Source organism: Rhodococcus sp. BH4, assembly GCF_002079265.1.
Lineage (GTDB): Bacteria > Actinomycetota > Actinomycetes > Mycobacteriales > Mycobacteriaceae > Rhodococcus_F > Rhodococcus_F qingshengii.
In genome coordinates, this window is sequence record NZ_CP014941.1 from 4,335,324 (window position 1) to 4,355,268 (window position 19,945).

Annotated in this window: 15 protein-coding genes; 8 read left to right on the top strand and 7 right to left on the bottom strand. The window is 64.1% G+C overall.

The window, feature by feature from the left end; translation table 11 throughout:
* The 3 genes from A0W34_RS19775 to A0W34_RS19785 form a co-directional block, all read right to left on the bottom strand.
* Window positions 1–762, bottom strand: coding sequence for a crotonase/enoyl-CoA hydratase family protein (locus tag A0W34_RS19775; protein WP_003945127.1), 762 nt, complete (start codon window positions 760–762; stop codon window positions 1–3).
* Between the two features lie 35 nt (window positions 763–797).
* The gene (locus A0W34_RS19780; RefSeq protein WP_030536925.1) at window positions 798–1,991 is read right to left on the bottom strand and encodes a class I adenylate-forming enzyme family protein; all 1,194 of its coding nucleotides are present in this window, start codon (window positions 1,989–1,991) and stop codon (window positions 798–800) included.
* A 93-nt stretch (window positions 1,992–2,084) separates the two neighbouring features.
* A complete protein-coding gene (locus A0W34_RS19785; protein ID WP_007736151.1) occupies window positions 2,085–2,885 on the bottom strand; it encodes an enoyl-CoA hydratase/isomerase family protein in 801 nt (266 codons plus the stop codon).
* Between A0W34_RS19785 and A0W34_RS19790 the strand changes: the two genes are divergently transcribed.
* Window positions 2,884–4,284 carry an FAD-binding oxidoreductase gene (locus A0W34_RS19790; RefSeq protein WP_081558148.1) on the top strand — a complete coding sequence of 467 codons (1,401 nt, stop codon included), beginning with the start codon at window positions 2,884–2,886 and terminating at the stop codon, window positions 4,282–4,284. The genes A0W34_RS19785 and A0W34_RS19790 overlap by 2 nt on opposite strands.
* Here A0W34_RS19790 and A0W34_RS19795 read toward each other — a convergent pair.
* On the bottom strand, window positions 4,244–5,728 hold the full coding sequence (locus A0W34_RS19795) for a DHA2 family efflux MFS transporter permease subunit (RefSeq protein ID WP_003945132.1): 1,485 nt from the start codon (window positions 5,726–5,728) through the stop codon (window positions 4,244–4,246). The two genes, A0W34_RS19790 and A0W34_RS19795, sit on opposite strands and share 41 nt — an antisense overlap.
* Window positions 5,729–5,730: 2 nt before the next feature.
* Window positions 5,731–6,354, bottom strand: a complete 624-nt coding sequence (locus tag A0W34_RS19800; protein WP_007736146.1) for a PadR family transcriptional regulator — start codon at window positions 6,352–6,354, stop codon at window positions 5,731–5,733.
* 126 nt (window positions 6,355–6,480) lie between these two features.
* Here A0W34_RS19800 and A0W34_RS19805 point away from each other — a divergent pair, with 126 nt between their 5' ends.
* The gene (locus tag A0W34_RS19805; RefSeq protein WP_007736143.1) at window positions 6,481–7,170 is read left to right on the top strand and encodes a hypothetical protein; all 690 of its coding nucleotides are present in this window, start codon (window positions 6,481–6,483) and stop codon (window positions 7,168–7,170) included.
* Window positions 7,171–7,193: 23 nt separating this feature from the next.
* On the top strand, window positions 7,194–8,228 hold the full coding sequence (locus A0W34_RS19810) for a glutathione S-transferase family protein (protein ID WP_081558149.1): 1,035 nt from the start codon (window positions 7,194–7,196) through the stop codon (window positions 8,226–8,228).
* A gap of 11 nt (window positions 8,229–8,239) precedes the next feature.
* Here the strand turns inward: A0W34_RS19810 and A0W34_RS19815 are convergent, their stop codons facing one another.
* Complete coding sequence (locus tag A0W34_RS19815) at window positions 8,240–8,650, bottom strand: VOC family protein (protein WP_003945129.1); 411 nt, start codon at window positions 8,648–8,650, stop codon at window positions 8,240–8,242.
* A 154-nt stretch (window positions 8,651–8,804) separates the two neighbouring features.
* On the opposite strand from A0W34_RS19815, the gene A0W34_RS19820 reads away from it, so the two are divergent.
* The 5 genes from A0W34_RS19820 to A0W34_RS19840 all read left to right on the top strand — a co-directional run bounded on the left by A0W34_RS19820 (window position 8,805) and on the right by A0W34_RS19840 (window position 19,177).
* On the top strand, window positions 8,805–9,554 hold the full coding sequence (locus A0W34_RS19820; protein ID WP_003945111.1) for a hypothetical protein: 750 nt from the start codon (window positions 8,805–8,807) through the stop codon (window positions 9,552–9,554).
* Between the two features lie 68 nt (window positions 9,555–9,622).
* Window positions 9,623–10,624 (top strand): ABC transporter ATP-binding protein, encoded by a 1,002-nt coding sequence (locus tag A0W34_RS19825; protein ID WP_081558150.1) that lies wholly within the window; start codon window positions 9,623–9,625, stop codon window positions 10,622–10,624.
* On the top strand, window positions 10,621–11,394 hold the full coding sequence (locus tag A0W34_RS19830; protein WP_081558151.1) for an ABC transporter permease: 774 nt from the start codon (window positions 10,621–10,623) through the stop codon (window positions 11,392–11,394). Before A0W34_RS19825 ends, A0W34_RS19830 begins: the two co-directional genes overlap by 4 nt.
* Window positions 11,395–11,430: 36 nt before the next feature.
* Entirely contained in the window at window positions 11,431–15,240 is a 3,810-nt protein-coding gene (locus tag A0W34_RS19835) for an ABC transporter ATP-binding protein (protein WP_081558152.1), read from the top strand.
* A 175-nt stretch (window positions 15,241–15,415) separates the two neighbouring features.
* On the top strand, window positions 15,416–19,177 hold the full coding sequence (locus A0W34_RS19840) for a multifunctional oxoglutarate decarboxylase/oxoglutarate dehydrogenase thiamine pyrophosphate-binding subunit/dihydrolipoyllysine-residue succinyltransferase subunit (RefSeq protein WP_047268983.1): 3,762 nt from the start codon (window positions 15,416–15,418) through the stop codon (window positions 19,175–19,177).
* A 72-nt stretch (window positions 19,178–19,249) separates the two neighbouring features.
* Here the strand turns inward: A0W34_RS19840 and A0W34_RS19845 are convergent, their stop codons facing one another.
* A complete protein-coding gene (locus tag A0W34_RS19845) occupies window positions 19,250–19,879 on the bottom strand; it encodes a TetR/AcrR family transcriptional regulator (RefSeq protein ID WP_007736130.1) in 630 nt (209 codons plus the stop codon).
* Window positions 19,880–19,945: the final 66 nt, after the last annotated feature.

The following is a 19,945-nucleotide window of genomic DNA, read 5'->3' on the forward strand; positions in this document are numbered from 1 at the left end:
TTACCGCCCCTTCCAGACCGGGGCGCGCTTCTCGGCGAACGCCGTCGCGCCCTCGCGTGCATCTTCGGACGCGAACACCGGCGCCATGACCTGCAACTGCTTCGCGAAAGCTTCGTCGTCGGACCAACCGCCGGCCTTGACGATGATCTCCTTGGTGACCGCAACCGCGAGCGGTCCGTTGCGGGTGATGCGATCAGCCAGCTCCAGCGCGCCTTCGAGCGCCTTACCTGGCTCGGTCAACGTGTTCACGAAGCCGTAGCGGTAGGCCTCCTCGGCTGTGAAACTGTCACCGGTCAGGGCCAGTTCCAATGCCTTCTGGTACGGAATCCGCTTGGGCAGGCGCAACAATCCGCCTCCACCTGCGACCAGCCCTCGCTTGACCTCCGGGATACCGAACTTCGCTTCGGACGACGCGACCACCAGGTCGGTGGCAAGCACGAGTTCCGTGCCGCCTGCCAACGCGAAGCCCTCGACCGCCGAAATGATCGGCTTACGCGGCGGCCCTTCCGTGAATCCGAGACCGCGTCCCGGCACGAGTACGTTCTCGCCGGCCACGAATGCCTTCAGATCCATACCGGCACAGAAGTTTCCGCCGGCTCCTGTCAGCACCGCCAAGGACAGATCGTCGTCCGCATCGAGCTCTTCGACCGCAGCGGCCAATGCGTGACTGACCGCCGAGTTGATGGCGTTACGCGCCTCGGGCCGGTTGATGGTGATGATCAGTGTCCGCCCGCGCCGCTCGGTGAGAACCTCGTCCGCCATGATGTCCCTCTCGTTTGTCGACCACGCTCGCGTGACTACGCGACGTTGCGTTCGACAATACGGACGAAGCCATCGGGGTCGATCTGCGCGGTGTCGTGAGTGCAGAACCACCCCTGGGTGAACCTCGTCGAGGTCGCTTGCGGCGAGTTCCAATACCGACGCGTGACACTCGGTCCACGGCACAACAACTCGCCGAAACCACCTGGCGCATCCGGGCCGTACAACGCCACTTCCATTCCACCGAAAGCGATTCCGACGCTTCCGAGGTGGGTGGGTGCCGACTCGGTTGGCAGAATGAGACCAGCCCCACAGGTCTCGGTTTTGCCCCACCCGATCACATGCCGAGCGGCCGGGAACAGGGTCAGCAGCTTGGATTCCTGTTCGGCCGTGATCGGCGACCCGCTGCAATCGATCCACTGCACCGACCTCGAACCGGCACGCGCCGCCGGTCCAAGGGTGAGCAACCGCGGCTCGAGCAGGTCCTCGGGCCGCCCGGTCACGATGTCGACGGTATGCACACTCTCACGCCAGAAGTCGCCGGCGAGGACCACCGTTCCACCGACCACCAACGTCGCGAGCACGTGCACGAATTGCCGTACCGACTTGAAGTCATTGTCCACCAACAGATTGCGCACACCTTCGACGCCGTAATCGCGCGAGTGCAGAATGCCGACGATGGCGGAGAGCACGTTCTCGTTGCTCAACTCGACGCCCAGCATTTCACCCGAAGAATCGGCGGTGTACGCGAGGATCGCCATCTCCTCCGGGGCGGCACCGTCGTCGATGAACGGAACACCGTGTGGGAGTTCCCCGTCGAGCACCAACACCGAGCCACTGTCCGCGATGACGAAGTCCGCCGCGTCGTCGCTCAGATGAACACCCACGGAGACCGGAACACCGCCGGCGAGAATGACGCCGAGGCACGCCTCCATCCACCTCACCCCGGCGGCGACGCGAATGGCCACACGGTCACCGATCTCGACGCCTCGCGACTTCAGCCCGCCTGCGACCCGCGACGCCTCGGCCCACAACTCCGCGAAGGTGACCTGCTCGCCGTCGACCTCCTCCACCGCGATGCGTGAGGAGAATCGATGAACGGCGATATCGAGGAGTTCGGACAGCGACGGGTCGAGTTGGCTGTACCGAAGCACCCCGTCACCCGCACGGGTGACACGGGCGTCGGCGAGGAGCTGAGTCGAACACGGGTATTCCACAAGCGTCGACCGCATCGATACCTCCACGTCACTGACAACCCACCGGCCATTCGACTATATGACGTGGATCACAGTTCGTGGAGGTCTCTGGCGATAATCGTCGCAAACTTACTTTCCGGAGTAGACCGCTTTGCCCGGTCCGACCTCGAGGAAACTGCGGACAGCGCCGCGTAGGTCATCGGTGGCGAACAGCGCACCGGACACCCCGGGAGTCACCGAATCCGCGTGGGCGATCCCGCCGGAACGCCAGGCCGCCACGATCTGCTTGGTGGCGTCGTGGGCTCGCGTGGGCCCGTCCGCCAACCGGGCCGCCAGGGCACGCGCCGCAGCATCGACATCGTCGTGAACGGCATTGACGACGCCCCACGAGTGCAGAGTTGCGGCGTCGTAGAGATCGCCGGTCATGACCAACTCCCGAGCCCGTCCAGAACCGGCGCGCTCGGCCAAACGCTGCGGTCCACCCATGGACGGCGTCAGACCGACCACTGTCTCGACCAGTCCGAACTTCGCCTTCGGCGCCGCGAGGATGATGTCGCAGGCCAAGGAGATCTCGAAGGCAGCAGTCAGCGTCAGCCCGTGCGCCGCGTAGATGACCGGGCACGGCAACGCCTCGAGCGGATGGCAGATCTGGGCGAACAGTTCGCGCCACAATTCCGCTCCCTGCTCCGGGTTCAGTCCGTCGAACACATGGACGTCGACGCCGGCCGAGTTGACCTTGCCCTCGGCGCGCAGAAGCACAGCGCGCGGTGGGTTTTCGGTCAGCGCTGCAACATCGGCGATGACGGCGTCGAACATGGCCTGATCGAACAGATTGAGTGGTCCGTGCGCGAACGTCAGGACAGCCACCTCGGCACCACCATCGGTGGTGAAGCGCTCGAGGCGGGTGGGATGCGATTCGGGAGCAGTCATGCCGCCACACTGCCACATCGAACCGGCCTACGATCGTCGGGTGGAGGGTCTGAGAAATGCGCTCGCGGACGTTGTGGGACACCGGTTCGTCGTCGACGACGCCGACGTGTTGGCGACCCGTTCCACCGACCAGACAGGGCGCTACAGCGGGCACGCCAGCGCTCTGGTCCGACCCGGAAATACCGCCGAAGTCTCGGCAGTGCTGAACGTGTGCCGCTCGCGCGGCGTACCGGTCACCGTTCAGGGCGGGCGAACCGGTCTGGTCGCCGGGACGGTGCCCGAGCACGACGACGTCCTGCTCTCCACCGAACGCCTCCAGGCCATCGGCGAAGTCGATGTTGCCGCCGGTCGGATCACCGTCGGTGCGGGAGTGGCACTCGCGCAGGTACATTCCGCGGCGGCCGCCGCCGGTTTGAAGTTCGGTGTCGACATAGCCTCGCGGGACACTGCGACGATCGGCGGCATGGTGTCCACCAATGCCGGTGGCCTGCACACGGTTCGATACGGGAACATGGCCGAACAGGTGCTCGGCCTCGAGGTGGTGCTCCCCGACGGGACCACGGTGCGTCGGTCACCGAAAGTGTTGTCCGACAATTCCGGATACAACCTGCCCGCACTGTGGGTGGGCAGCGAGGGAACTCTTGGTGTGGTCACGGCAGTCGATCTGAAACTACGACGGGTACCGAGTCACCGGGTCACGACGCTGACCGGTTTCGACCGACTGCAAGACGTCGTCGACGCGGGGCGCACGTTGCGCACTCTCGACGGCGTCGACGCACTGGAGTTGGTGGACGGCCGTGGACTCGAATTGGCCGCACGCCATTTGAACGCCGCGGTGCCGACGGGGCGACCGTGGTACCTGCTCGCCGAGGTGTCCGCGGCCCACGATCCGCTGGAAGACCTGGCCGAGCTGCTCGAACGCATCGGCCCACCGCAGACCCCGGCAGTGGCGGTCGACGATCCCGGCTCGACGCGTTTGTGGGCGGCGCGGGAGTGTTTCGCCGAGGTGGTCGGATTGTTCGGTCCCCCACTGAAATTCGACGCGGCGCTGCCGCTGGACTCGCTTGCCACCTTCGCCGAGGACGCCGCGGCGGTGATCGCGAGTCGTGCCCCCGAGGCAATTCCGATCCTCTTCGGACATGTCGCCGAGGGAAACATCCACCTCAACGTCCTGAACTGCCCGAACGCCGACACCGTGTACCGCAGCGTCCTCGAACTGGTTCGCGATCACGGCGGAAACGTCAGTTCCGAGCACGGGGTGGGCTCGCTCAAACGCAACTATCTGGACCTGGCCCTCTCTGCGGAGGACATAGCCACGATGTGGGCGATCAAGCGAGCCCTGGACCCGAGCGACTATCTCAATCGTGCAGTGATGTTTCCCGACGCGCTTCGGCACTGACGGCCATCGCGTCGTCGTGTGCGTCGCCGCGCAGAGGCCGAGCGAAGCACACCGAAGCGACGAAGCCGATGAGCAGCACGCCTGCGGGCAGCCAGATCGACTCCGACATCGCCGTGCTGAACGGTTCACGGACGAACTCGGGTAGGTGACCCACTCCGGCTTCGGAACTGCCGCCGGTCAGACCCTGAGCCGCCAATCGTGCGGTGATCAGTGCTCCGATCGCGGCACTGCCGAGAACCGCACCCACCTGCCGGGTGGTGTTGTAGACGCCGGCGCCGGCGCCGGCCTGCATCGGAGGCAGGTTGTGTGTGGCGGTGGCCGCGAGCGGTGACCAGATGCATGCGTTGGCGAAGCCGATCAGGCCGATCGGCAGGAGCAGTTCCCAGATCGCGACGTCGGGGGACATCACCAGTGCGAGCCAGCCCAGGGCGATCGCGAACAGCAGGAAGCCGGTGCCCGCGATGTAGCGCGGATGCGTCTTGTCGACGAGCTTGCCGATGATCGGCGCAAAAATGCCGGTCAGCACGGCCATCGGAACGAGGAGGAGCGCCGACTGCGTCGGGGAGAGTCCGCGAACTGCCTGGGTGTAGAACATCAGCGGAAGGACCATCGACGTGATCGCGAAGCCCATCGCGGTGATGGCGACGTTGGCGAGCGAGAAGTTGCGGTCCTTGAAGAGTTCGAGTGGGAGCAAGGGCTCGTTCTTGTTGCGCGACTGGTAGAACACGAACACCGCGAGCAACACCACACCGGCACCGATCAGGCTCCAGACGAATCCGTTCCAGTCGTACGAACTGCCTTCCTGGATTCCGAACACGAGCAGGAACATGCCTGCGGCGCTGAGAATCACGCCGGGGATGTCGAACTTGTGCTCGCTGGTCGGCAACGACGGAACAAGCTTCCACGCGAGGAGGAAGGCGATGACACCGACCGGGACGTTGACGATGAAGATCCATTCCCAGCCGAGATTGTCGACCAACACACCACCGGCAAGCGGACCGACCAGCGTCGCAACACCGGCAACCGCGCCCCACAGGCCCATTGCGGCGCCACGCTTGTTCGGCGCGAACGTGCGTGTGATGACGGCCATCGTCTGAGGCGTCATCATTGCGGCGCCCAGACCCTGGAAAGCCCTTGCCACGATGAGCATCTCGACGCTGCCGGACAGACCACACCACAGTGAAGCGCCGGTGAACAGTACGAGGCCGATCATGTACAGGTTCTTCGGTCCGAACCTGTCACCGAGCCGGCCGGTGACGAGCAGCGGCACCGCGTACGCCAGCAGGTACGCGCTGGTGACCCAGACGACCTTGTTGATGTCGGTGCCGAGGTCCTCCATGATCGCAGGGTTGGCGACAGCGACGATGGTGCTGTCCACCAGAATCATGAAGAACCCGATACACAGCGCCCACAGCGCGTGCCAGGGATTGACCTGCTTTTCCATCTTCAGTCCTTAGGTAGTGCGGACGAGCCTGCGGAGCCGGCCAGCCGGTCGAGAAGTTCTTGTGAGAGCCAGGGCATTTCGCCGCTCTCGATGTCTGTCACCAACGCGCCGATCCACTCTCTTTCGGCGACGGTCAGTGCGTGGGCGTAGTCCGCGCCCACCGTGAAGATTCGTGGTTTTTCCGCCGCCTTCAGCGCTTCGTAGTCGGCCTCGAATTTCGCGATCGTCTTGTCGAGGTGCGCGAGACGAATTCGAAGCATCTGACACGCGGTGGACGCGGAGAGGTTGTGCATTTCGGCGAGCGCGAGCGGCAACCGCGGATACTCCCGCACCGGAACCGCCAACATCTCACGTAGTTGATGCTCGAGGGCCTCGCGGCCCCGGGCGGTGATCTCGTACGTCGTCCGTTCGGGCCGGTTGCCCTCACGATCGGTCCCGATCGAAGCCAGAAGTTCCTGCTTCTCCAACCGGGAAACCGTGTGATAGAGCGATCCCGGCTTGATCTTCACCAACTGATCGCCCCTGCGAACCGAGGCCAGTTGATACATCTCGTACGGATGCATCGAACGCTCGGACAGCAGGCCCAGAACGGTGATTCCCAGAGGCGTCAGAGACACGTCACCCATGAGTCCCCCTCCCTGACAAGCCGCAATTGACTATTTCTTGACTATTCCACCTGAAATAGTCCACATGGAATATACGACCTCTGTCCATCTCGATCAACCCGTTCGAATCGGACTAGCCTGTAGCGAGTGGACGAACATCACCTCGACATCATCCGACTCGCTTGGGCACGTGAACTGGGCCTCGGCGACTCGGCACTTCGACCGGCACACACGGCCCGCGTCGTCGGCGACGACATCCACGTTCTCGATCTGGCAGGCTCAGGTGCAATCGTCGGGCCGCAGTGGTTCATCGAGCGCACCGAGGACATCTCCGTCGACGCCCTGCTGCAACCGGCGCGTCTGCTCGAGATCGCCGGCGATCACGGCGGCAGAATCACCGGCCCCGTCGATCTCGCTTTCCTCGGCGACTACACGGACGCGCCGCCCGACGAGCAACTACTGATTTCCCACGACATCGACGACGCCCTCGCCGTCGCTGCGCTGTGCCCACCCGACGACAGCACCACAGCCGACCTCGGGAACCGGACGCGGTGGTTCACCGCCCTCACCGATTCCGCCGAGGTGCTCGGATGCGCGGCATACTCCGAATTTCAGGGATTCGTGGCAGATCTCACGACCCTGACTGCTCCAGCGCATCGCCGTCACGGAATCGGCTGCGCAGTAACGCTTCTCGCTGCGGAGGACGCTCTCGATTCCGGATTGATCCCGCAGCTACGCACAAGTCGCGGCAGTGCGATCGGAGCGACGCTTCCACGTAAAGCCAAATTCGACGTTCTGGGGGCATACGCTCGGGTACACGTGCACCTGCCCAGTTGACACTCGAACGAGAGGGACCGCAGATGAGTACGAAAGACGGCGCGAGCGAACCGACATTCGTCGAAGAGGGTCGTGAATTCAAACGCGACACCAACTACATCCCGACCCGGATCACCGAGGACGGCCGCGACGGGTACCCCGTCGAACCCGGGCGATACCGGTTGATCGTGGCACGTGCCTGCCCGTGGGCAAACCGCGCCATCATCGTCCGCCGCCTGCTCGGCCTCGAAGACGTACTGTCGATGGGCATCTGCGGTCCGGTTCACGACAAGCGAAGCTGGACTTTCGATCTCGACCCGGGCGGCGTCGATCCCGTACTGAAGATCCCGCGACTGCAGGACGCATACTTCGCCCGAGATCCCCACTACCCCAGGGGAATCACGGTGCCCGCCATGGTGGAGATCGCCACGGGCAAGGTGATCACGAACGACTACCCACAGATCACCCTCGACTTCTCGACGCAATGGAAGAAGTACCACCGCGAAGGCGCACCGGATCTGTACCCGGAGCCTCTGCGAAACGAAATCGACGAAGTGGCCGAGTACGTTTTTCGCCACGTCAACAACGGCGTCTACCGCTGCGGTTTCGCCGGTTCACAGCAGGCGTACGACGAGGCATACGACACGCTGTTCGCTCGCCTCGACTGGCTCACCGAACGTCTTGCCCGGCAACGTTTCCTGGTGGGCGACACCATCACCGAAGCCGATGTGCGCCTGTTCACCACGCTGGCGCGGTTCGATCCCGTCTATCACGGCCACTTCAAGTGCAACAGAAGCAAACTCAGCGAGATGCCGGTGCTGTGGGACTACGCGCGCGATCTGTTCCAAACCCCCGGATTCGGTGACACCATCGACTTCACACAGATCAAAGCGCACTACTACATCGTGCATTCCGAGATCAATCCCTCCGGAATCGTGCCCAAGGGACCGGAATTGACACACTGGCTCGAACCGCACGGACGCGAACAGTTGGGTGGCCGACCGTTCGGGGACGGCACACCACCTCATCCGCCCATCCCGTCGGAAGTGGTTCCGGCAGAGCACTGGGCCACCAGGTAGGTCGCGGGGGGCTACTCCCCTGCGTACGTGCCGAAACTCCAGTACACACCTTCGGGATCACGGCAGGTGAACCCCCGCGAACCGTAGTCCTCGTCGCGCAATCCCTGCGTGATCGTGGCGCCCGCCGCGACAGCGCGTTCGTGGAGTGCATCGGCGGCGTCCGCGTCGTCCACGACGATGTACACCGAACCGATTCCAGGCGGCAGGCCGGCGATCGCAGAATCGGTGCGCGGCGAACCCAACATGATGCCGCCACCGCCCGGCCAGTCGAGTTGGGCGTGGTCCACCACGTCTCCCTCTCCGTAGACGGCCTTCTCCACGAAACCGAAGGTGCTCACCAGAAAGTGGATTGCCGCACGGGCGTCGAGGTAGCGCAGCGTCGGCCAGATGGTCGTCGAACGAGATTCCGAAGTGGCGGTCATAACACTCGAACTCCTGCCTGGGAAAACTCACGAAGAAAACCGAGTCTCGTACGAGCCTATGGCCCCGGTGATCACCGCCGCCAGCGAAAACTTCACCTATTCTCGAGATACGGTCCACCTCGCTTCAGAGGAGGACAACTGTGGAGGGGCAGCAATGAGCAAGTCGACGAACAACGACAGCGGGCGTATCGAGAAGGTCCTCGTTTCCGTTCTCGACAACGGAAGCCGCCTGCAAGCGCCCGCAGTGGCCAAATACGTCAACCATGTCCGTAAGGCGCACCCCGACGAGTCACCTGCTCAGATCGTCGAGCGGATGGAGAAGATGTTCATTCTCGCCGTGACCGGAAGCGGCAGTGCCGTCGGCGCCACCGCCGCGGTGCCGGGCGTCGGAACGGTCGCGTCGATCGCTGCAGTCGGTGCGGAATCGGCTTTCTTCCTCGAAGCGTCGGCGCTGCTCACATTGGCAATCGCGTCTGTGCACGGAATCTCCGTGCAGGATCATCAGCAACGACGCGCCCTGGTCCTGGCAGTCGCACTCGGCGAATCCGGCATGGAGATCGTCCAGAAGGCCACCGGGATCACGGCCAAGAACTGGGGAACGGCAATCACGAGCAAGATTCCCGGACCCACGATGAGGGGAATGAACAGCACCCTCGTGCGGAAATTCGTGACCAAGTACGCCGCGAAGCGCAGCGCACTGATCCTCGGCAAGCTCGTTCCGGCCGGAATCGGTGCGGTCATCGGCGGTGCGGGTAACCGTGCAATCGGCAAGGGCGTCGTCAAGAATGCGCGCGAAGCCTTCGGACCGGCACCGGCCAGGTGGACCGATCACCTGATCGTGATGCCTGCCGACGATGCCGCAGTGCTTCCTCAGACGGAGACACGCCGGGCCATCCGCAGATAGCCGTCCGGGCCGTAGGCTCGCATCACGTATTCGCCGCCGACCCGGGAGCAGCATTGACGAACACCGCAATGGGATCCTTCTCTGCCCCCATCGAGATTCGTGGGTTGACGAAGACGTTCAAGGCGGCGCGCGCGGTCAACGACCTGAGCTTCGACGTTCAGGCGGGCTCGATCACCGGGTTTCTCGGCCCGAACGGTTCGGGCAAGACGACCACGTTGCGGATGCTCCTCGGACTGGTGTCACCGACGTCGGGATCGGCCACGATCAACGGCACCCCGATGCGTTTGCTGCCCAACCCGGCTCGGACCGTCGGCGCAGTACTCGACGTCGGCAGTCTCCATCCGAAACGAACGGCGCTCGGACACCTCGAGATCTACGCGGCCGCTATCGGCATGCCGACTCAGCGCGCGGCGCAGGTGCTGGACATGGTCGGTCTGAGATCGGTCGGAGTCCACAAGACCGGCACCTTCTCGCTCGGAATGCGCCAACGCCTGATCCTTGCCACCGCGATGCTCGGTGATCCCGAGATCCTCGTGCTCGACGAACCCGCGAACGGACTCGACCCCGAGGGCATGGCGTGGCTTCGTCAGTTCCTGCAGACCTTCGCCGGTTCCGGCCGAACGGTTCTGATCTCGAGTCACGCGCTTCGTGAAGTGGAAGCGACCGTCGACAGCGTGGTCATCGTCAGCGCCGGCTCACTCGTCTACCAAGGGACCATGGACGAACTTCGCCGCTCGCAGCGCAGTCGACTGCTCGTCTCGTGTTCCAACCCAGCGCTCCTCGCCACGGCATTGGCCGCTCGCGGAATCATCGACGCCCAGATCACGCAGGACGGACGGCTCGCCGTGGGCGGCACCGACACGTCGGTGCTCCCACCGGTGGCATCCGCCGCCGGTGTCACGATCTTCGGCGTCGCAACCGAAGGCGCAGATCTCGAGCAACTGTTCCTCGCGATGACAACACCGCAGTACGCGGTTCCCCAGGTCGGATACCACCGCCCACCCGGTCCCGGTTCCGGACCGGGCTATTACGGCCCTGCCGCATACGGACCTACCGGAGGACACCGATGACCACGCTCGTGCGCGCGGAGACACTCAAAGTTCTCACCCTGCGCTACTGGTGGGCACTGGCCATCGCACCGGTCGTCGTGGCCGTGCTGATTGCTGCCTCCACCAGGACGTTCGTCGAAGCCGTGGCCGATTCGGCAGACACCACCTTCGACGTCGATGTCGTGTCCACCGGCGTCAGCCTCGGTGTCTCCAACACGCTTGTCCTGGTGTTCGCGGCTGTCTTCGGAGCACTCACCGCCGGATCCGAATTCGGCTACAAAACTCTCACCACGACGTTCCTCACAGCTCGCGGCCGCGACGGAGTCCTTGGCGCAAAACTTGCCGTCGTCGCGGTATTCGCCGTCGGCTACGCGTTGGCGGTCGAAGTAGTCAGCATCGGCGCGATGTTGCTCTTCGGCCGGGACTTCAGCTTCACCACCGATCTCTTCGCGATCTGCGCCGCAGGCATTCTGGCGTGCGCTCTGTGGGCACTGCTCGGCGCCGGGGTGGCACTGCTCACCGGTTCGTCGATGGCCGGTGCCCTCTCGGTCATCCTGTGGTTCGTCTTCGGTGAATGGATCGTCCGCGCAGTACTGCTCGCGATGGATCTCGGCGGGGTCGGGGCCGCGCTTCCGGTGTCGGCCACGATCGGCACGATCGTCAATGCGGCCCCGTCGATCGACGTCGACGCGTTCGCGTCCTGGCCGAGCGGCCCGATGATGCTGGCCGCTTGGGTAGTTCTGTTCTGCGGGCTCGGTTGGCTACGGACCAGGACCCGCGACATCACCTGAAAAAGCTGTCTGGGGCCGGGTCTACCGTGGATCTCGATGAACACGATCAACACGGACAGTCCGGTAGCTGGAGAGGTCGATCGAGCTCCGGGCTGGATCCGCCGCTTGGCCCACGCATGCTGGTTGCACCGAAGAGTTGCGATCGGCGCGCTTCTGGTGACCGTCATCGCTTCGGCGATCGACATCTCGTTTCCTCTTCTGACCCGCTATGCGCTCGACGCCGCAAGCCAGGAGAACCCAGGCAAGGTGATCGGGTTCGTCGCGCTGGCGATCGCGCTGCTCGCGGTCGTCCGCTTCGCGTGCCAGTACGGCCGACGGATGCTTGCCGGCCGACTCTCGCTCGATGTTCAACACGACTTGCGGCTCGCCCTGCTCGGCTCGCTGCAACGCCTCGACGGACGCGGGCAGGATCAGATCCGCACAGGCCAGGTGGTATCCCGGTCCATCACCGATTTACAACTCGTCCAGGGTTTGCTCGCGATGGTGCCGATGTCCGCGGGTGCGCTCCTGCAATTCGTGCTCGCGATCGGCATCATGGCGTGGCTCTCGCCGCTGTTGACTCTCGTCGCTGTCGCCGTCATCCCCGCAGTAGGGCTGGTGGTGTTCCTGATGCGACCGATGCTCTTCGCCGCAACATGGTCCGCGCAGCAGCGGGCCGCCGACCTCGCCCAACATGTCGAGGAAACCGTCACGGGCGTGCGCGTCGTCAAGGGATTCGGGCAGGAACAACGAGCCGTCGACCAACTCGAAAAGCACAGCCGCACGTTGTATTCGGAGCGTCTTCGCGCCGCGTGGTTGAACGCGAAATTCGCGCCGACCATGGCCGCTTTGCCCCAGCTCGGGCAGGTGGGAGTGATCGCTCTCGGCGGGTATCTCGCACTGCACGACAAGATCACCGTGGGAACGTTTCTCGCGTTCGCCACCTACATCGTGACGATGACCGGAGTCACCCGAACTCTGTCGTCGGTCATCGTCATGGCGCAGCTGGCGCGCGCCGCTGTCGAGCGTGTCTACGACGTCATCAACGCTCAGCCGGACATCGCCGATCCAGACCATCCGGTGGACCTGCCCGACGGTCCTCTCGGCGTCACCTTCGACGACGTGGCATTCGGATTCGACACCGAACGCGACGTCCTGACCGGGCTGAACCTCCGCATAGAACCGGGCGAGACCGTCGCCGTCGTGGGGCCGGCCGCGTCGGGCAAGACCGCGTTGTCCTTGCTTCTCCCCCGGTTCTACGCACCGACTTCGGGTGCGGTGACAGTCGATACCGCCGGCGAGACGTTCCCCATCGGCGAACTGCGCACAGAACAGCTTCGTGCCGCCGTCAGCCTGGTCTTCGACGAACCTTTCCTGTTCTCGGACACCATTGCCGCCAACATCGCACTGGGTCGCGAGGACGCCTCCGACGAGGACATCCGCGACGCAGCAGCACTGGCACAGGCAGATTCGTTCATCGAGGCACTCCCGGACGGATACGACACCGTTGTCGGTGAACGAGGTCTGACGCTGTCGGGCGGCCAGCGTCAGCGCATCGCACTTGCCAGGGCACTGCTCGTCGACCCACGGATCCTGGTCCTCGACGACGCGACCTCCGCAGTCGATGCGGCTACCGAAGCCGCGATCTTCGACGCGTTCCGGGCCAGACGGCGCCAGACCACGCTCATCCTCGCTCACCGGCGGTCCACCCTGACGCTCGCAGACCGGGTCGCGGTTCTCGACGGCGGACGGATCATCGACTCCGGAACCGTGGACGAACTGGAAGCGCGATGTCCGCTCTTTCGTGCCCTGTTCTCCTCGCCGCCGGAACTACCGGCCGAACTCGACGACGTCGACTCCGATGCTTTCGGACGTGACCGCAGCGAGCCGACAACCGAGCAGTTGTGGCCGCAGGCGCCGGAATCCGAAGCCGCCAGCACAGCCGCTACGACGCAGGGTGCGGGCGGACCGATGGCCGGAGCGCTCAGCGGAATCGCGGTGACGCCGTCCCTGCGGGCAGCAGTCGACGCTCTCCCACCCGCACGCGAAGACCCCGGAATTGCTCCTGAGAGCCTGCGCGAATCGAATCCACAGTTCTCACTCCGACAGATCTTGAGGCCGGTCCGCTGGGTTCTACTGGCGGTTGTCGTGTGCCTTGCCCTGGACTCCGCAGCGGCGATCGCATTTCCCTCCCTCGTCAGATACGCGATCGACCACGGAGTCGTGACCGCGGACAGCAGCACGCTCTGGATAGCGACGGCATTCGGCGCGCTCCTGGTCGCAGCGGACTGGGTCGTCGTCGCGGTCATGACGGTGCTCACCGCCCGGGCCGGCGAACGCGTGTTGTTCGGGCTCCGCGTACGCAGCTATGCACACCTGCAGCGCCTGGGTCTGGACTACTACGAACGGGAATTGTCCGGCCGCATCATGACGCGTATGACCACCGACGTCGACGCGCTCTCGTCGTTCATCCAAACCGGTATGTCGACGGCGATCGTGAGCGTCCTGACCGTCGGCGGAATTTCGATCGCCCTCCTGGCGACCGACGTGACGCTCGGCCTGGTGGCGCTGGCCGTCATCCCACCGCTCGTGGTTGCGACCGTGATCTTCCGCAAGATCTCCTCGGTTGCCTACAGCCAGTCCCGCGAACGGATCTCGCTCGTCAATGCCGACTTCCAGGAGAACATCGCCGGTCTGCGAGCAGCTCAGGCCTACCGCCGCGAAGAAGGTGCGGCGCGTAGGTTCGCAGAACGCTCCGAGAGCTACCGCCGATCGCGGATGCGGTCGCAGCGAGCCATTTCGATCTACTTCCCTTTCATTTCGTTCCTGTCCGACCTCGCGTTGGCCGCGGTCGTGTTCGTCGGTGCGCACCAGATCGCCAACGGATCGACTTCGCCCGGCGTACTGATCGCTTTCGTGCTCTACCTCGGTCTGCTGTTCGGACCGATTCAGCAACTCTCACAAGTGTTCGATGGTTACCAACAGGCAAACGTCGGATTGCAACGAATCGGCGACCTGCTGCGCACTCGCAGTTCGATCGAGACTGCCGACAGCGAGGATTTGATCGCGATCTCCGGACGACTCGACGGCGCCGTCCATCTCGACGGGGTCGGGTTCCGGTACTCGGGTGCGGACGTCGACGCCCTCTCCGATTTCGATCTGCAAATCCCGCCGGGCACGACCGTCGCTCTGGTCGGCCGAACCGGTGCCGGGAAGTCGACGGTCGTGAAGTTGCTCGCCCGCTTCTACGACCCGACGTCCGGATCGGTCGACGTGGACGGAACCGACATCCGGAACTTCCACCTCTCGCAGTACCGACGTCGCCTCGGCGTGGTCCCACAAGAAGCCCATCTGTTCACCGGCACGGTCGCCGACAACATCGCGTACGGCAGGCCGTCGGCGTCGCACGCGGAGATCGAGGAAGCGGCACGTTCCGTCGGCGCACTGAATTCGATAGCCGACATGCGTGGAGGCATGAATCATCCCGTCGGCGAGCGCGGCCAGGGGCTCTCGGCGGGCCAACGCCAACTGATCGCATTGGCCCGTGCCGAACTCGTCGACCCGGACCTTCTGCTCCTCGACGAGGCGACCGCGACGCTCGATCCCGCGACCGAACGAATGGTGCTCGAAGCAAGTCGGTCGGTCACCCGGAAACGGACTTCCGTCGTCGTAGCTCACCGCCTCGCGACAGCTGCCCGAGCGGACCTCGTTGTCGTAGTTGACCGGGGACGTATCGTTGAATACGGCCCGCACGATGTTCTGCGGTATGCCGGTGGTCACTACTCGGGACTCTGGGATGCATCGCAGGCGCGTGAGGGGAATAATCTGACGTCGAGAACTGTCATCGAAGGCAACCCCGTCGCGTGACAGTCGGCACGGATTTGTACCGCCGAGAGGTAGTGCACGATCGCAAGATCACGGACTTCCGTGAGACAGCTCACAAATTGTGTGCCGCACAATTGCTCGTCACACGCTCGGGCTAATCTCATGTATATAGGCGCTCTGATCGGGTACCGAAATAGAAACGAGGCGAACACCTGCCGTGAGCAGCAGTTCTACATCCCAATTCGGACAGAACCAGTGGCTGGTTGACGAGATGTACCAACGCTTCCAGGACGATCCGTCGTCCGTGGATCCCAGTTGGCACGAATTCTTGACCGATTACTCGCCGGACTCGGCGAACACGGGAGGTGGAAACGGGACTGCCTCGAACGGCAACGCGGCTGCACCCGCCGCTGTTGTAGCTCCGCCTGCTGCTCCCAAGGCCACGCCTCCCGCCCCCAAGACCGCACCTCCTGCGCCGGCTGCCAAGGCTGCCGCTCCGGCCCCCGCGAAGACGGCAGCGCCCGCCGCCAAGGCCGCCCCGGCCCAGCCCGCAGCAGCCAAGCCCGCGGCCGCTACTGCGAAGCCCGCCCCTGCCGGCGGAGCCGAGGAAACCAAGGTTCTCCGCGGCGCCGCAGCCGCAGTCGTCAAGAACATGTCGCTCTCGCTCGAGATCCCGACTGCAACCAGCGTGCGTGCCATCCCCGCGAAGCTGATGTTCGACAACCGCATCGTCATCAACAACCACCTCGCGCGTACCCGCGGCGGCAAGATCTCGTTCACCCACCTCTTGGGTTACGCGATCGTCCAGGCAGTCAACGCGTTCCCCAACATGAACCGGCACTTCGCCGAAATCGACGGCAAGCCGAACGCGGTCACGCCCGAGCACACCAATCTCGGACTCGCGATCGACCTTCCCGGAAAGGACGGCAACCGCTCACTGGTAGTTGCCGCCATCCGGAACACCGAGTCGATGAACTTCGTCCAGTTCCACGCGGCATACGAGGACATCGTCCGACGCGCCCGTGAAGGCAAGCTCACCGGCGAAGACTTCACCGGCGTCACCATTTCGCTGACCAACCCGGGCGGTATCGGCACGGTTCACTCCGTTCCTCGCCTGATGAAGGGCCAGGGCGCCATCATCGGCGCCGGCGCGATGGAATACCCCGCCGAGTTCCAGGGCGCCAGCGACGAGAAGCTGGCCGAGATGGGCGTCGGCAAGTTGATGACTCTCACCTCGACCTACGATCACCGCATCATCCAGGGTGCCGAGTCGGGCGATTTCCTGCGCACGATCCACAACCTGCTGATCAGCGACGAGTTCTACGACGAGATCTTCCACGCGCTCGGCAACCCGTACGAGCCGGTGCGGTGGCGCAAGGACGTGCCGGAAGGCGCTGTCGACAAGAACACCCGCGTTCTCGAACTGATCGCTGCATACCGTGACCGCGGCCACCTCATGGCCGACACGGACCCGTTGCAGTTCGTCAAGGACAAGTTCCACAGCCACCCCGACCTCGACGTCATCAGCCACGGCCTGACGCTGTGGGATCTGGACCGTGAGTTCAAGGTCGGCGGCTTCCACGGCCAAGAGAAGATGAAGCTGCGCGACGTGTTGAGCGTGCTGCGCGACGCGTACTGCCGCCACGTCGGCGTCGAGTACACGCACATCCTCGAGACAGATCAGCGTCAGTGGATCCAGGACCGCGTCGAGGGCCATCACGCCAAGCCTTCGGTCGCTCAGCAGAAGTACATCCTGAGCAAGCTCAACGCCGCCGAGGCCTTCGAGACGTTCCTGCAGACCAAGTACGTCGGCCAGAAGCGCTTCTCGCTCGAAGGCGCCGAAGCCGTCATCCCGATGATGGACGCCGTGATCGACCAGGCCGCCGAGCACCAGCTCGACGAGGTCGTCATCGGCATGCCGCACCGTGGCCGTCTCAACGTGCTTGCCAACATCGTCGGCAAGCCGTACTCCAAGATCTTCACGGAGTTCGAGGGCAACATGAACCCGGCAGCCGCTCACGGCTCCGGCGACGTGAAGTACCACTTGGGTGCCAGCGGAACGTACATCCAGATGTTCGGTGACAACGACATCGCTGTCTCCTTGACCGCAAACCCGTCGCACCTCGAGGCCGTCGACCCGGTTCTCGAAGGCCTGGTCCGCGCCAAGCAGGACATCCTCGACAAGGGCGAAGAAGGCTTCACCGTCCTGCCGCTCATGCTGCACGGTGACGCTGCATTCGCCGGTCAGGGCGTTGTCGCCGAGACGCTCAACCTCTCGCTGCTTCGCGGTTACCGCACCGGTGGCACCGTGCACATCGTCGTGAACAACCAGGTCGGCTTCACCACCGCTCCGGAACATTCACGCTCGTCCGAGTACTGCACCGACGTCGCGAAGATGATCGCCGCACCGGTCTTCCACGTCAACGGCGACGACCCCGAGGCTTGCGTCTGGGTTGCTCAGCTGGCCGTCGACTTCCGTGAGAAGTTCGGCAAGGACGTTGTCATCGACCTCATCTGCTACCGCCGTCGCGGTCACAACGAGGGCGACGACCCGTCGATGACCCAGCCGGCCATGTACGACGTCATCGACACCAAGCGCAGCGTTCGTAAGAGCTACACCGAGTCCCTCATCGGCCGCGGTGACATCTCGCTCAAGGAAGCCGAAGACGCACTTCGCGACTACCAGGGCCAGCTCGAACGGGTCTTCAACGAGGTCCGTGAACTCGAGAAGTTCCAGCCCGAACCGTCCGAGTCCGTCGAACTCGACCAGACTCCCCCGGCTCGCCTGACCACGGCTGTCGCTCCCGAGGTCCTCGAGCGCATCGGTGATGCGTTCGTCAACGTCCCCGACGGCTTCACCGTTCACCCGCGCGTCAAGCCGGTTGCCGAGAAGCGCCGCGAGATGGCCCGTGAGGGACATGTCGACTGGGCGTTCGCAGAATTGCTCGCGTTCGGCTCGTTGGCCGAGCAGGGTGCCTTGATCCGCCTCGCGGGTCAGGACTCCAAGCGAGGAACGTTCACGCAGCGTCACTCGGTCCTCATCGACCGCAAGACCGGCAACGAGTACAGCCCGATCGCCAAGATCGCTGCCGACGCCGAAAACGGCGGCAAGTTCATGGTCTACGACTCCGCACTCACCGAGTACGCAGGTCTGGGCTTCGAGTACGGCTACTCGGTCGGTAACCCCGACGCTCTGGTCCTGTGGGAAGCGCAGTTCGGTGACTTCGTCAACGGCGCGCAGACCATCATCGACGAGTTCATCTCTTCGGGTGAGGCCAAGTGGGGTCAGCTCTCCGACGTCGTGCTGCTCCTGCCGCACGGTCACGAGGGTCAGGGTCCGGACCACACCTCCGGTCGCATCGAGCGTTTCCTTCAGCTGTGTGCAGAAGGCTCGATGACCGTTGCGGTTCCGTCGACTCCGGCCAGCTACTTCCACCTGCTGCGTCGCCATCACCTCGACGGCATCCGCCGTCCGCTGGTGGTTTTCACGCCCAAGTCGATGCTGCGTAACAAGGCTGCCGTCAGCAACGTCGAGGACTTCACGACGGGCAAGTTCCGTTCGGTCTTCGAGGAGCCGGCATACGAGAGCGGCGAAAGCGCACGCGAATCGGTCAAGCGGGTTCTGCTGGTCAGCGGCAAGCTGTACTGGGAACTCCTGGCGAAGAAGCACAAGGACGAGCGTGACGACATCGCCATCGTGCGCATGGAGCAGCTCTACCCCGTGCCGAAGCGTCGCCTCAAGGAGACCCTGGACCGTTACCCGAATGCGGATCAGTTCCGTTGGGTCCAGGAAGAGCCCGCAAACCAGGGTGCGTGGCCGTTCCTCGGGCTGGCTCTGCCGGACCTTCTGCCGGAGACCTTGACCGGTATCAAGCGCATCTCGCGTCGTCCGATGTCCGCTCCCTCTTCGGGATCGAGCAAGGTCCACGCGGTGGAGCAGCAGGAGATCTTGGACGAGGCGTTCCTGCCGACCAACTGATCTCTGTAATTTGACAAGGGCCGGGCCCCACATTCCGCAAGGAGTGTGGGGCCCGGCCTTTCTGCGTTCACGTCAATTCGATTGCAGCAGACCCAGATCCGGCCCGGCATCGAAGCCGACGGCGGCCAGTGCCAACGCAGGTAACGACTGAACCGTCAGGTCGATCAGTTCCTCGCGGGTGATGGCGGGCGCTCGGAGCCAACTGATGGTGGCTTCCTCGACAAACGCGATCCAACCGCGAACGGCCAACTCCACCTGAGGTGTTCGAGTCAGGCCGATCTTCGGGAGCTGATCGAGGGTTCTCTTGGCCATGATGTCGCGAGTCTGCTCGAACACCTCACGCATCTGCGGATCCCCGCTGGCGGTCCCCCGGAGCAGCGAGACGTAGGTATTGCGGTTCTCGGTCACGTAGTCGACGTACGACGCCAGCACCGAGCGGAGGGTGAGCATCGGATCGTCCGACTCGCTCGGCTCGGTGCGCTGGAGCATCTGTTCACTGCTGTGTCGGACGATCGCCAGATGGAACTCGCTTTTCGACGCGAAGTAGTGGAACAGAAGCCCCCGCGAGACACCAGCCTGATCGGCGATGTCCTCGACGGAAATCTGTTCGAGCGGCCGTTCGGCCAGCATCCGCGCCCCGAGGTCGATGAGTTGCGCTCGGCGTTGCGCAGGGTCGAGCCGCGTTCGCTTTACTGCGTCCATGCCCAATAGACTACTGAATATTCGTCAATAAGCTATTGACCGTGACTCAATAAAGGCATATCGTTC